11 protein-coding genes are annotated in these 13467 nt (G+C 62.6%); 2 read left to right on the forward strand and 9 right to left on the reverse strand.

The window, feature by feature from the left end:
• The first annotated feature begins 54 nt into the window (after positions 1–54).
• The gene (locus BZL43_RS26835; RefSeq protein ID WP_095635074.1) at positions 55–267 is read left to right on the forward strand and encodes a hypothetical protein; all 213 of its coding nucleotides are present in this window, start codon (positions 55–57) and stop codon (positions 265–267) included.
• Complete coding sequence (locus tag BZL43_RS26840) at positions 264–521, forward strand: hypothetical protein (RefSeq protein WP_095635075.1); 258 nt, start codon at positions 264–266, stop codon at positions 519–521. Before BZL43_RS26835 ends, BZL43_RS26840 begins: the two co-directional genes overlap by 4 nt.
• A gap of 120 nt (positions 522–641) precedes the next feature.
• Here the strand turns inward: BZL43_RS26840 and BZL43_RS26845 are convergent, their stop codons facing one another.
• The 9 genes from BZL43_RS26845 to BZL43_RS26890 all read right to left on the reverse strand — a co-directional run bounded on the left by BZL43_RS26845 (position 642) and on the right by BZL43_RS26890 (position 13257).
• Positions 642–1238 carry a glutathione S-transferase gene (locus tag BZL43_RS26845; RefSeq protein ID WP_095635076.1) on the reverse strand — a complete coding sequence of 199 codons (597 nt, stop codon included), beginning with the start codon at positions 1236–1238 and terminating at the stop codon, positions 642–644.
• Positions 1235–4876, reverse strand: a complete 3642-nt coding sequence (locus BZL43_RS26850) for an AAA family ATPase (protein WP_095635077.1) — start codon at positions 4874–4876, stop codon at positions 1235–1237. Before BZL43_RS26850 ends, BZL43_RS26845 begins: the two co-directional genes overlap by 4 nt.
• Positions 4873–6117, reverse strand: coding sequence for an exonuclease SbcCD subunit D C-terminal domain-containing protein (locus tag BZL43_RS26855; protein ID WP_095635078.1), 1245 nt, complete (start codon positions 6115–6117; stop codon positions 4873–4875). The genes BZL43_RS26850 and BZL43_RS26855 overlap by 4 nt, the downstream gene beginning before the upstream one ends.
• A 273-nt stretch (positions 6118–6390) precedes the next feature.
• Positions 6391–8040 (reverse strand): BatD family protein, encoded by a 1650-nt coding sequence (locus BZL43_RS26865; RefSeq protein ID WP_095635080.1) that lies wholly within the window; start codon positions 8038–8040, stop codon positions 6391–6393.
• Positions 8037–9773, reverse strand: a complete 1737-nt coding sequence (locus BZL43_RS26870) for a tetratricopeptide repeat protein (protein ID WP_095635081.1) — start codon at positions 9771–9773, stop codon at positions 8037–8039. Before BZL43_RS26870 ends, BZL43_RS26865 begins: the two co-directional genes overlap by 4 nt.
• On the reverse strand, positions 9770–10864 hold the full coding sequence (locus BZL43_RS26875) for a VWA domain-containing protein (protein ID WP_095635082.1): 1095 nt from the start codon (positions 10862–10864) through the stop codon (positions 9770–9772). Before BZL43_RS26875 ends, BZL43_RS26870 begins: the two co-directional genes overlap by 4 nt.
• Positions 10857–11351, reverse strand: coding sequence for a DUF4381 domain-containing protein (locus BZL43_RS26880; protein ID WP_095635083.1), 495 nt, complete (start codon positions 11349–11351; stop codon positions 10857–10859). Before BZL43_RS26880 ends, BZL43_RS26875 begins: the two co-directional genes overlap by 8 nt.
• On the reverse strand, positions 11348–12292 hold the full coding sequence (locus BZL43_RS26885; RefSeq protein WP_095635084.1) for a DUF58 domain-containing protein: 945 nt from the start codon (positions 12290–12292) through the stop codon (positions 11348–11350). Before BZL43_RS26885 ends, BZL43_RS26880 begins: the two co-directional genes overlap by 4 nt.
• Before the next feature lie 5 nt (positions 12293–12297).
• Complete coding sequence (locus tag BZL43_RS26890; RefSeq protein ID WP_095053787.1) at positions 12298–13257, reverse strand: MoxR family ATPase; 960 nt, start codon at positions 13255–13257, stop codon at positions 12298–12300.
• Positions 13258–13467: the final 210 nt, after the last annotated feature.

A 13467-nucleotide genomic window follows, 5' to 3' on the forward strand; every position in this document is an offset into this window, starting at 1 on the left:
CTTTGGTTTTTTGATCGATTCTGTGGGCACTGAAACATGCCCACGGAGAACACCATGGCCAGTGCAATCATCACTTCTGCCAAACACGGCGCCTACCTGGCCATCGGTCTTTACGTGGCCATGGTGTTGGTCGTCAGCCTTTCGGCCCAATCGCAACACAATATTCAAGCACCGATCCAGGTCGCTTATCCCGCCATTCAATTGGAACACCGCGCGCCAAACGTAGTGGTCGATCATGCGGACGTGGCGGGAGTGGTGGGGGCATGAAAGGACGCAAATTGTGGGTCGTCGCCTTCCTGGCATTCATGACCAATGGCGCTTCTTTGCTTGGGATCGGGCAGGGTTCGGCGGGGTCGGTGGCGCGGGCTATCGAATGCAACCACAACATCGCCCACAACATTCAGACCGCCAAGGCTCTGGAGCAGTTGGTGGGCAATCCGCCGATCAAACCCAATGGCGAATTCTTCGGGCCGTTCCAGGTGGATTGCTCGGTGTTGGGGATGTGCGCGGTGTTGGCTTGAATGTTCTCCCTGCCCCTGTAGGAGCGAGGCTTGCCCGCGAAAAGGCCATAACATCCAGCACAGATGTTGACACTGACCCACCGCTTTCGCGGGCAAGCCTCGCTCCTACAGGTGGCTTGGCTATTTCTTCATTATTGATGTGAACAGATCTGACTCGATGAAGCACTGCAACCACGCCTGCAACCGCACATAAGGCGTCTGCCCGAACCACTCGCGGTCCACGTGGGCGAATTGCCGCACGAACGGCATCACGGCGACGTCCGCCAGGCTCGGGTGGTCGGCCAGCAAGTAGTCGCGTCCCTCCAACAATCCATCCAGTTTGCGCAAAAACACTTCGCCCTCCGACCGGTAAAACGCCATCGGCTGCTCGGGATAACGTTCGGCGTACTTGTAGCGATTCAGGTGCACCTTGAACACCTGATCGTTCTTTTCGATCAACGCCGCGCTGTGTTGCTGTGCTTGTGGGTCATCCTTGAGCAACCAGTCCTGCGGATCGTTCTGCGCCAGTGCCCAGCGCATGATGTCCAGGCTTTCATCGATCACCCGCCCATCCACACTCAGCACCGGCACCGTGCCTTTGCTCGACAGCGCGAGCATGTCGGCCGGTTTGGCCTTGAGGCTCACCTCGACAATCTGCACCACAACCCCCGAGTAGCGCAGTGCCATGCGTGCGCGCATGGCGTAGGGGCAGCGGCGGAACGAATACAGCGTATTCATTTCACCTCCAGCGTACTCAGGCCGTTGCCTTGACGGTGAACCTGGATTTGCACCGGAATCCGTTCATGCATTTCCTGCACATGGGAAATCACCGCGACCTTGCGTCCCTGCGCCTGCAAGCCGTCGAGAGCGTCCATGGCCAGTTGCAGGGATTCAGGATCGAGACTGCCAAAGCCTTCGTCGATGAACAGCGATTCGATTTTCAGCGTGCTCGACGCCATCGACGCCAAACCGAGCGCCAGGGCCAGCGACACCAGGAATGTCTCGCCGCCGGACAGCGAATGCACCGAGCGCAATTCGTCGCCCATCTCGGTGTCCATCACCAATAACCCGAGCATGCTGCCGCCGCGTTTCAAACGATAGCGCCGCACCAGTTGCCGCAGCTGGGCGTTGGCATGATGCACCAGCAAATCGAGGTTGTAGGCCTGGGCGATCTTGCGGAAGGTGTCGCCGGTGGCGGAACCGATCAGCGCACTCAAACGTGCCCAACGCTGGTACTCGGCGTAGGCGTCGGCAATCTGCTGCGCCAGCGCCTGATTGGCATTCTGTCGACGCTGATCCTCGGCCTGTTCGGCGCGCAATTCGGCACAGCGGTGCTCGCTGGCGGCGAACAGGTTTTGCAGCTCGGCCAGCGTCGTGGCCAGTTGTTCGGCATCGAGATTGCCGTTGTGCTGCGCCTGATGATCGAGCAAGCGTTGATCGCGTTCCTGCAACAGCACCCTGGCTTGCTCGATGGCTTTTTCGCTCTGCTGCAATCGCTGACGCAGATCGCTGACGTATTGGTCATCGACGCTCAACAGATCTTCCAGTCCACCGTCGTCCAGTTCTGCATGTTGCGCGCGCCAGTCGGCGATCTTGGCGCTCAGCTCGCGATCTTCGGTTTCCAGCGCTAGCAGTCGTTCCTGGCGAGCCTTCAGCTCAGCGGCCAGTTGCACCAAGCGCGTGCGTACGGTTTGCAGTTCCTGATTGGCCGTCGCTTCGGCAGTGCGCGCCTGGTCGACGGCCTGATCCAGTTGCTGCTGCCATTGTTCGGCGCTGGCATGCTCGCCCAGCAGTTCAGTCAGTTTTACCTGGCAAGCCTGTTGCTGCCCGGCCAGCGCCGTGAATTGCTGCCGGGCAGTTTCCAATTGCTCAAGGCGGGTCTGCTGTTGGTATTGTTCTTTCTCCAGTGTCTGCTGGCGCTGTTGCTGTTCGCCGAGTTCTTCACGCTGCTGGTCGAGTTGTTCCAGACGCTGGGCGATCTGCCGATCGAGCTGCATGAAAGTCGCGGCAGGTTCGTTGCGCAAGGCCTCCAGCGTATCGGCCGGGAGTAGGGTGCTGAACGCCTTCAGTTCTTCGTCCAGACGATGGCGATCAGTGCTCAATTCACGTTGTTGGTTGGTCAGGTGTAGGGTGGCTTGCTGACTCACCGCTTCCGCGCTGCGCAGTTGTTGCGCCAGGCGCGCGGCATCCTGTTGCAGGGTGAGCAGGGCGCTTTGTCGTTGTTCATCCTGCGTGATGCTCTGGTTCAACTGGCGGCTTTGTTGGATCAGCCAAGCCTCACGTTTACTGGCGTCCTGGGCCAACAGTTGCGCGGACAGCGGGTGTGCTTCCAGGCTCGGCGTCAGGCCTTGTTGCTGAGTCGCGAGTTGTTCCTGCTGTTGCAGCAATTCCTTTTGCTGAGCAATCAAGCCGCCGACTTCGGCGCGCAGGTCGGTGAGTTTTTCCTTGAGCAGGTCGACGGCTTTCTGGGCGTTGGCCTGTTCGCTTTCATCATGCCTGCCGAGGCTTTGCAGCAGGGCTTCGGGCTGATGATAAGGATGGTCCGGGCTGCCACAAACCGGGCACGGCTGATCGTCCTGCAACTGTGCGCGCAGTTCTTCGACACTGGCACTGCGCGCCAGACGCTGACGTTCCAGCAGTTCGCGGGTGACGGTCAGGGTCTGTTCGGCGACGGTCAGCTCGGCCTTGGCCTTCACGCCGTCCTGGGTCACACGATCGCGCTCTTGCTGAGCGGCGAGTTGCCGCTGCTGAAGCTCGGCGCCCCGTTTGTCCAGTTCCTGCTGGCTGGCCCACAGTCGCGTCAGCTCTTCAAAGGCCCGCAGTTGTTTGCGATTGTCCTGTAGCAAACTGCCGAGAATCTGAATCTGCTCGGCCACCGCTTCAGGCTCGGCGCCGGCCTCTTTGTACAGCACCTCAAGGCTCTGGTGCTGGGTGGCCAGTTCCTCGGCGGCGCGGGCGGCGCTTTGCTCGAGGGCGGCCAGTTCGGCCTGGCCCTTGTTCAGGCGATTGCCGATCAGCATCAGTTGTTGCAGGCGATCGCGGTAGGCGTTCCAGGCATCGCTCAATGGCGCCAGATGGGTGCTCTGCTCAAGCTCCCCGGCAATCCGCTGCAACCGTTCGGCGACCTGTTTCTGTTGCTCGAGCAAACCCTGAATCGTGCCCTGACCCTGAGTGCAGGCCTGTTCCGCCTGCTGCTTGAGGTCGGCACTGAGGCTGGCGTCCTTGGCCAGGCGGGCGAGGGTGCTTTGCTCTTCGAAGGCCTGACGCAGCAGGGGCGCGCTGGAGGTGTGTTGGCTTTGCGCTTGGGTCAGCGCCGTTTGCGCAGCGCTCAGGCTCTGTTCGAGTTGAGTCTGTCGCTCGGTCAGCTCGCTTTGCTCCCGCGTGTGCTGCTGCACCTGCGCCGCCAGTGGCGTGAGCTGGGTGGTCAGTTCGGTCTTGCGCGCGAACTGATGCCGTTGCGGGGCCAGTTGCTCCAGGCGGGTCAGCTTCAAGCGTTCGCCGGCCAGGCTGTTCCAGTGTTGCTGGGCAGATTGCAGTTGCTCGGTGGCGCTGTGTTGCGAGTCTTGCAACTGGCGCAGGTCCTTGAGCCAGGTGTGTTGCAACTCCAACTGTTTAAGCTGTGCCTGCTGGGTCTTGAGTTGCTGCTGAGCGTCGTTGAAGCGCTCATCGAGTTCGGCCCGGGCTTCCGGCGACAGTGGCGTGACCCCGGTGGCCTGATCCTGCAACAGCTTGTGGGCTTCGCGAGCCTCTTTGGTCTTGTCGAAGGCGCGGCGACCGAGACGGGTGTAAAGCGCGGTATCGGTGAGCTTTTCCAGCAGTTCGCTGCGGTCGTTGTCGTCAGCCTTGAGGAAGGCGCTGAACTCGCTCTGGGCCAGCATCACGGCACGGGTGAACTGTTCGAAGTTCAGGCCCAGCGCGGCTTCGAGTTGCGCTTTGTATTCGCCTTTCTGGCTGGCCAGCAGTTGATCCTGATCGATGTCACGCAGGCTCTGGCGACTGGCTTGCAGCTTGCCGCCGGCCTTTTCCCTGGCGCGATTGGCCTCCCAGCGAGCGCGATAACGGCGACCGTCGATGCCGACGAAATCCACTTCGGCATAGCCTTCTCCGGTGCCACGCCGCAGCAGGGTGCGCGGGTCGCCGGTGCCGATTTCGCCATCGGCATCCGGGACCTTGGCGTCGCGACCGGTATTGTTCAGGCGCGGCACAGCGCCAAACAGCGCCAGGCACAGCGCGTCGAGCAGCGTGCTTTTGCCGGCACCGGTCGGGCCGGTGATCGCGAACAGACCGGCACTGGCCAAAGGCTCCGCCGTGAAGTCGATCTCAAACGGCCCGGCCAGGGAGGCGAGGTTTTTCAGGCGGATCGCGAGAATCTTCATGGTTGTTCGCTCTCCATTTGCACGTCTTGCAACAGCTCGGCGAAGTCCTTGAGTGTTTGCTCGTCGACCTCGCTGCCGTAATTGTCCTGCCACGCGCGGCTGAACAGTTCCTGGGGCGAAAGCTGATCCAGTTCGATCAAGGTTGTGCCGTCATCGACGCCGTCGCGGCTGCCGTTGCCGGCGTACTCGGCGGCAATTCGCACCAGGCGCACGGCTTTGCCTTGCAGGGCGGTTTCCACTTGATGGCGCAGGTCCGGTTGCGGTTCGTCGAGACGGACCCGCACTTCCAGCCATGGCTGGCGCTGGATATCGGCGAGCAGGTCGATGTTGGGCAGGTCGGCCAGTTGCAACAGGATTTCTGCCAACGGCGCGCAGCCCAGGCGTTGCAAGTGGACGGAACGCGGAATCAGGCGCGGTTCGACACTGACCAATGTTTCGCCATCGAGCTGAATGTCGAGGATCTGATGCGGGTAATTGATCTCGGAGAACGACAAGGGAATCGGCGAGCCGCAGTAGCGAATGCGCTCTTCACCGTTGACCTTCTGTGGCTTGTGCAAATGCCCGAGGGCGACGTAACTGATGCTCGGCCCGAACAGGCTGGCGGGCAGGGCTTCGGCGTTGCCGATGATCAGGCTGCGCTCCGAATCTTCCGAGACCGAGCCACCGGCCATGTGCGCATGGCTGATGGCGATCAGCGCCTGGCCCGGCTTGCGCTTGGCGTTGGCCGCTTCGATCAGCCATTCATGAACCTGGCCGATGCCCCGCAAGTAGTTATCACCCAAATGCGCGCCGGTCACTTCGGCCGGGCGCAGGAAGGGCAACGCCAGGCACCAGGCGGCAATTTCGCCGCTGGCATCCGGCAACGGCAACAACAGGCGCTCGGCATCCAGTTGACCGTCATCGAGCCACAGCACACGACCGAGGGCGTGGGTGCGCAAGCGCCGCATCAACGGCGCGGGCAGTTCGATGCGCGAGCCGGAATCGTGGTTGCCCGCGATCATCACGATGGTCAGCAACGGCTGCTGCTCGTGGGCGCTGACGATGAAGTCGTAGAGGCGTTCCTGGGCTTTGACCGGCGGGTTGACCGTGTCAAAGATATCGCCGGCGATCAGCAGCACATCAGGCTGATCCAGCTTCAGCTGGCGCAGCAACCAATCGAGAAAGCAGGCGTGCTCGAAATCGCGTTCCTGGCCGTGCAGGTTCTGCCCAAGGTGCCAGTCGGAGGTATGAAACAGACGCAAGGCGTTCTCCGCAACAAAATAAGGTGATGGCCGCGAGGAAAATGATGGCGGCTAAAGAGGGGAGAGTTTACTGGCAAACAGATGGGATGTGGTCAGACACTGATTTTGTGGCGGTAGGACTTTTCTGTGGCGAGGGGGCTTGCCCCCGTTGGGGTGCGAAGCGCCCCCTACAATTCTTCAGGCTCACCGAGTTACCTGGATTCACGACTGCTTCGCAGCCGAACGGGGGCAAGCCCCCTCGCCACAACAGCTCATCCATTCCATTGAGCGGGACTATTTGGGATACAGCGGCGGCAACCCGGTATCGCCGACCAGGTCTTGAACCCCTTCGGCGGTCGGGATCGCGCGAATCGCGCGCCACAGATCTTCGCCTTGCCAATATTGCCCGGTTTCGCTGTACAGCGCGCCGTTCAGGCCGTCCAGGGCATCGGACAGCGGCACAAAACGCGCGGCCATGTCGGCCAGGGTTTCCGGTTGTTGTCGGGCCCAGGCGTCGAGGGCCTGGCGGGTGGCGTGGGAGTCGTTGGCCTGGCAGGCGCGTTTGAGGTCGTCGAGCAGGGTGCGTGGGCTCGGGCCGGTTTGCGCGGCACGCTGGATTGCCGGCTGCGAACGGGCGCGCCACCAGAGACCGAAGCCCAGCAGGGTGGTGCAGGCCAACATCACGGTGCTGAGTTTCCACCACAAGGCTTCGTTGTTGGCACCGGACGTCGCCTGCGGGCTGCCCGCCGGGGTATCGACGATCAGGCTCGGGTTGCTCGCCACTTGCAGCGTGCGGGCCGGCAGGCTGCTGTGTTCCAGGTGATCTTCGAAGGTGTTCCACCAGACCACTTCAACGCTGGGCAACTCGATGTTGCCGGTGCGGGTCGGCACCAGAGCTTCACGGTCTTCACGACTGCCAATCAAACCGCGTTCGCTGCTCTGGTTGTCCAGCACCGGTTGATCCGGATAGCGCCGCAGGCCGTTGATCTCGGTGGCGGGCAGCGGTGGCAGTTGCGAACTGGCGAGGCCTTCGGCGTTCAGGGTCAGGCTGCGGGTCAGCGATTCGCCGACCTGCAAATGATCCGGCTCCGGGCTCCAGCTTTCGCTCAGGCTCAGGCTGCGGGCCGGCAGCCAGGGCACATCGGCCGGATACGTGCCGGGTTTGGCCTTGACCGTCAACGGGATCTCGGCGGATTTGACGCGCATCTGCTTGCCCGGTTTCGGCCCTTGTGGCGTTGCGTCCTGGGACGGTCGGGTATCGACGGGCGTGGCACTGAACATCTGCGCCGGAATAATCAATTCACCGCTGTGCTGCGGATAAATCGCGTAGCGCATCTCGATCACGCCATGGCGCAGGCCGTTGATGACTTTCTCGTAGGTGCGCGAGTCACCCAGTTGCTCGATGCGCGCATCGGGAATCTGCAACGGGGTCAGGCTGCTGTCGTCGTACAGCGACACCGAATGGTAAATGCGCAAGGTCAGGATCGCCTGAGCCTGCACATAGACGCTGTTCTGGTCGAGGCTGGCCTCAATGAACACCGGCGCCAGTGCGTTGCTGCTGTCCTGGGTTTCGCTCTCGACCACTTGCACGGTAATCGGCTGGCTCTGGACATCGCCCAGTTGCAGCGATGGAATCACCACGCTGCCGTTTTGCCGGGGCAGCAGGGTGATGATCCAGCGAGTGGTGGCCTGAGTGTCGCCGTTGAGGGTGTTCAATTGGTTGACCTGGCGGGTGCCGCGCACTTCGAACAGCGGCTCCAGCGGGGTCAGGTCGGGTTTACCGAACTGAGTCACGTCGCTGGACTCCAGGGTCAGCTCGACCGTCTCGCCGGAATTGAGGCGGCTGCGATCGACGCTGGCGACCAACCCCACGGCCTGGGCCTGTGCGGTGCTGAGCAACAGGGCGGGCAACAGTGCGAGCAATAAGGCGGTGAAGCGGGTCATCGAGTTTTTTCCTGATCCTGATGTTGTTGCTGTTCGTACCAGAATTTGCGTCTGAGCAATTCGCCGGGGTCATCCGGGATTTTGCGCAGCCATTGCTCCAGCGCCTGGAGCTGCTCGCCTTCAAGCATGTCGCTGGCCGGGCGTCGCGGTGGCGTGGTGCTTTGCTCATCGCCCAACTCGCTGCCCGGGACTTCATTGGCGCCCGGTTGCGGTGGCGTCGTGGGCGGCTGCCCGGTCTCCGGCGGGGTTTGCCCGGCATCGGTTTTCGGCTCGCCATTGCTGGGTTGGGTGGCGCTGCCGGGCGGCGGTTCCTGGGTGATGCTTTCGGTTTTGCCATCGGCGGTTTTGTCCGGCTCGACGGGCGGCGCAGAGGTTTTCTGCTTGAGCAGGCTTTCCACCAATGCCTTGTTGGTCAGGGCCGGGCGCAGATCCGGTTGACGTTCCAGCGCTTGATCGTAGGCATCCAGCGCCGCTTCCAGCTCACCGCTTTTGGCCAGGGCATTACCCCGATTGTAGTGGGCGTGGGCGTCATTGCCTTGGGCAAACCGCTGGGCGGCGCCACTGTAGTCGCCGGCTTGATAGAGCGCCACGCCTTGCCACTGCGGATCGTCGAAACGCCGGGCGGCCTCGGCCGGGCGCTTTTGCTTGAGTAAATGCAGGCCTTGCTGATCGGGACGCAGCCACAAGTCCTCGAAATCGAAGGCGTAGCTCGGTTGCGGCAGCACGAACAACAGCGGCAGGCAGAACAGCCACCCCCGGCGCCCGGCACAGGCGGCCAGCAATAACAGGGGCAGCAGCAGCCAATAGCCCTGATCGGCCCAGGTGTCGAGGCGCAACGTCTGACCGTCGTTACGCAGATCCCGTGGGCCGTCGAGAAGGCCCAGGCCACGCAGGTCGGTATCGTCCAGCCGCGCCTGCCGATAACGTCCGCCAAGGCCGTTGGCAAAGGCTTTCAGGCTGGGGCCGTCCAGGCGGGGCACCAGAATTGCGCCTGCATCATCCTTGAGAAAACTGCCGTCATCCTGCGCGACCGGCGCCCCTTCGGCGGTGCCGATCCCGAGCATCAGAAATGGCGTGGGCTTGTCGTCCAGCGCCTGACGAATCCCTTGGCGCTCCTGTTCCGTCAGCGACGAACCGATCAGCAGGATCCGCCCCTGGCCGAGGGCGCCCTGATCCAGCAGCGCAAGGGCCTTGGTCACCGCCAGATCGGCACGATGACCGGCCAGGGGCATCAGCGACGGCTTGAGTGCATCCACCAGGTTGCGACTGGTCGACAGGTCATCCGACAGCGGCACCAAGGTGTGGGCGCTGCCGGCATAGACGATGATTGCGGTCTGCGCGTCGCTGCGGTTTTGCAGCAGGTCGAACAGCTTGCGCCGTGCTTGTTCCAGCCTGTTCGGCGCACTGTCGGTGGCGAGCATTTCCGGGGTCAGCTCAAGCAACACCACCAGTGGGTCGGCGGGTTTCTGACTGGTCTGTTCGACGCGCTGCCAGCTCGGCCCCAGCAGCGCCAGCACCGTCAGCACCCACGCCAGGCCCAGGGCGATCCATGGCAGTTTGCTTTCGCGACCGCTGCCACCGCTGAGCAACGCGGCATGGAAGGCCGGTGGCAGAATCATTTGCCAGCGCCCGGCGCGTTTCTGCCGGTGCCAGAGTTGCCAGAGCAACCAGCCCAGCAGCGGCAGCAACAGCAGCCACAAGGGGCGGAACCAGTGCGGCCAGAGCGCAATCATCGACGCCTCCGCAGACGCAGGCGTTTAAGCCGCTGCCGCCAGTCGGGCAGTTGGGTTTGCAGAAACCGCTCTTTGCTAAACAGCTTTTCGGTAAACAGCCGTTGCAACGGGTTGTCGGGCCAGCGCTCGCGGATCACCAGCAGCATGCTCAACAGCAGGGCCATCGCCAGAGGCCAGTGATACAACGCTCGGGCGGGGCGGGCCTGAGTGGGTTGTTGCGTCACCGGTTCCAGTTTGTCGAGGGTGCGCTTGATCGCCTGCAATTCCTCACCGTCGTGGGCGCGGAAGTACTGGCCGCCAGTGGCCTGGGCGATGGCTTTCAAGGCCGGTTCGTCGAGGTCCAGGCTGGGGTTGATGCCAAGAAAACCCAGGGTGCCGCTTTGCTCCGGGTCGGCGCCGATACCGATCGGGTAGATTTTCACGCCTTCGTTGGCTGCCAGTCGCGCGGCGGTCAGCGGGTCGATCTCGCCGCCGTTGTTGGCACCGTCGGTGACCAGAATCAGCACACGGCTTTGTGCCGGACGTTGCCGCAGGCGTTTGAGGGCCAGGCCGATGGCATCGCCGATGGCGGTGTTCTTGCCGGCGATGCCGATCCGCGCTTCATCGAGCCAGACGCGCACGGTGTGCCGGTCGAAAGTCAATGGCGCTTGCAGATACGCCTGGCTGCCGAACAGGATCAAGCCGACCCGGTCGCCGTCGCGGCTTTCCAGAAAATCACCGAGCAGATGTTTCACCAATGTCAGTCGGCTGACCTCTTCGTCCTGCCACCGCATGTCGGGGAAATCCATCGAGCCGGATACGTCCACCGCCACCAGCAAGTCGCGGCCGCTGGCGGCAATCGGCAGGGGCTCGCCGAGCCATTGCGGACGTGCGGCCGCGATCAGCAAAAACAGCCATAGCAGAATGAAGGGTGCTTGCTGGCGCCATGTTGGCAGATTCGCCCGGGCGCGGCGGCGAGCGAGGCCTTCCAGTTCGTTGAGGAAGCTGACCTTGAGCGCCGGTTCGCCACTGTCGGCCACCGGCAGCAACAGCCGCATCAGCCAGGGCAATGGCAGCAGGGCGAAGATCCATGGCCAGGCGAATTCAAACATGTTTGCGAATCCAGGTATCGACAGCTTGAGTCAGGCCTGCGATGGCCTTGTCGTCGAGTTTGCACTCGGGTTTGTAGGCGCCTTCCACCAGCACCATCCAGCGCGTCAGGCCGGCGGCCGGGCAGCGGTTATCAAGGAACGCCAGCCACTTGCGCCCGTTAAGGGTGTGGCTCTGGCTGTAGGGGTAATGGTTGCGGCACAGGCGTTTGAGCAAGCCATTGAGTTGCTGCAGCCAGGCGCCGGCCGGGGCGCCGTCGTAGGGTTTGGGCATCAGGGCGAGTTCGGCCAGGGCTGCCAGGCGCACCGGGTCCAGGGGTTGTTCGGCGCGGACGACAGGGCGTTTGTTCGCAATGAAACGGTGCAATTGCCACACGCCGAAACCGATCAATGGCAGCAATAACAGCAGCAGCCACCAGCCCGGTGCCGGCGGCCAGAAGCCGATCGGTGGCGGGGCAATCAGCGGTTGCAGTTGATCGAGGCTGCTCATCGACTTTTCCCCGGCCGCTGCGGGTTCAGGTATTCGCGCAGTTGCTCGATCATTTCGCTCTGGGTGCTCAACGGCATCAGCAATACCCGCAGTTTCTGCGCCAGCAGCTCCCAACGGGCGATACGCGCTTCCGCTTGTGCGCGATAGGCCTGGCGCAAGTCGAAATTCAATGTGTCGAGTTCCAGCTGCGCCCCCCGTTCCGCGAAGCGTAGAAGCCCGGCCGCGGGCAGGGCGTGATCCAGCGGATCGGACACGGGCAGCAGCAACAGGTCGCAATGGCGTGACAACAGGCTCAACTGCTGCTCGGCCCCGTCGGACAAGGCGCGTTCATCGCAAATCACAACCACCAGGCTACCAGGACGCAATACCTCCCGGGCGCGGCGCAGGGCAATGCCGAAGGCGTCGCGATCCGGCTCGCGCTCAGTGTGCAACGACTGATTGACCCGCACCAGTCGGTTGAGCAATTGCAGCAGGCTCTGTTTGCTGCGTCGCGGTTTGATTTCGTAGTGTTCGTCGTCGCCGAACACCAGCCCGCCGACCCGGTCGTTATGGCCCAGTGCGGCCCAGCCAATCAGGCTCGCCGCCTGGGCGGCCAGCACCGATTTGAACATCATCCCGGAGCCAAAGAAAAGCCGGCGGCTTTGTTCGACCATGATGAAAATCGGTCGCTCGCGTTCCTCATGGAACAACTTGGTGTGGGGCTCCTGGGTCCGGGCGGTGACGCGCCAGTCGATGCTTCGCACGTCATCGCCGGCCTGATACACCCGCACTTGATCGAAATCCACTCCGCGCCCGCGCAATTTGGAATGGTGCAGGCCGATCAGCGGGCTGCGCTGGCTCGGCGTGGAAAATAATTGCACTTCACGCACGCGATGACGCATCTGGATCAGCTCGGAAAGGCTGACACGGATGCCCGGCTCGGGCGGCAGAAGGACGTTCATCGGGGTCAAGCGACGGCTACGACGTCGAGAATCCGCTGGACCACCCGGTCCTGGTCGATGCCAGCGGCTTCGGCTTCAAAGGAAAGAATGATTCGGTGGCGCAATACATCGAACAGCACCGCCTGAATGTCTTCCGGGCTGACGAAGTCGCGACCGGCCAGCCAGGCGTGGGCCCGGGCGCAACGGTCCAGGGCGATGGAACCCCGCGGGCTGGCGCCGTAGGCGATCCATTCGGCCATTTCCGGGTCGAACTTGGCCGGGATGCGTGTGGCCATGACCAGTTGCACCAGGTATTCCTCCACGGCGTCGGCCATGTACAACCCGAGGATTTCCTTGCGCGCGGCGAAGATCGCCTGTTGGCTGACCCGACGCTCGGGCTTGGTTTCGCCGTGCAGCGCTTCGCCGCGAGCCTGTTGCAGGATCCGCCGTTCGACGGCGGCATCAGGGAAGCCGATTTTCACGTGCATCAGGAAACGGTCGAGCTGGGCTTCGGGCAGCGGGTAGGTGCCTTCCTGCTCGATGGGGTTTTGCGTGGCCATGACCAGAAACAGCGGCGACAAGTCGTAGGTGCTGCGCCCGACGCTGACCTGGCGCTCGCCCATGGCTTCGAGCAGGGCTGACTGAACCTTGGCCGGGGCACGGTTGATTTCGTCCGCCAGCACCAGGTTGTGGAAGATCGGGCCTTGCTGGAATACGAAACTGCCGGTTTCCGGGCGATAGATTTCCGTGCCGGTGATGTCGGCTGGCAGCAGGTCGGGGGTGAACTGGATGCGATGGAACTGTGCTTCGATGCCTTCGGCGAGCTCTTTGATGGCCTTGGTCTTGGCCAGGCCCGGAGCGCCCTCGACCAGCATGTGGCCGTCGGCGAGCAAGGCGATGAGCAAGCGCTCAATGAGTTTTTCCTGGCCGAGAATCTGCGTTGAAAGAAAGGTTCGCAGCGCGAGCAGCGCTTCACGATGTTCCATCGATGACTGTTCCTGGAAAGGGTGACCGAAGACGTTCGAATAACGCCAGGGCTGGGGGCGTTACTTTAATCCATCGCAGGGTGCGCCGACTAACGGCATTTTGTGCAAAGTGCGGGAATTGATGGGTGAAACTGTTGGAATTTTGTAGGGGGTGGGTGTTGCGGTGTTCTTTTGGACGCCTTCGCGGGCAAGCCTCGCTCCTGCAGGAAC

The organism is Pseudomonas sp. PICF141 (assembly GCF_002286815.1).
Lineage (GTDB): Bacteria > Pseudomonadota > Gammaproteobacteria > Pseudomonadales > Pseudomonadaceae > Aquipseudomonas.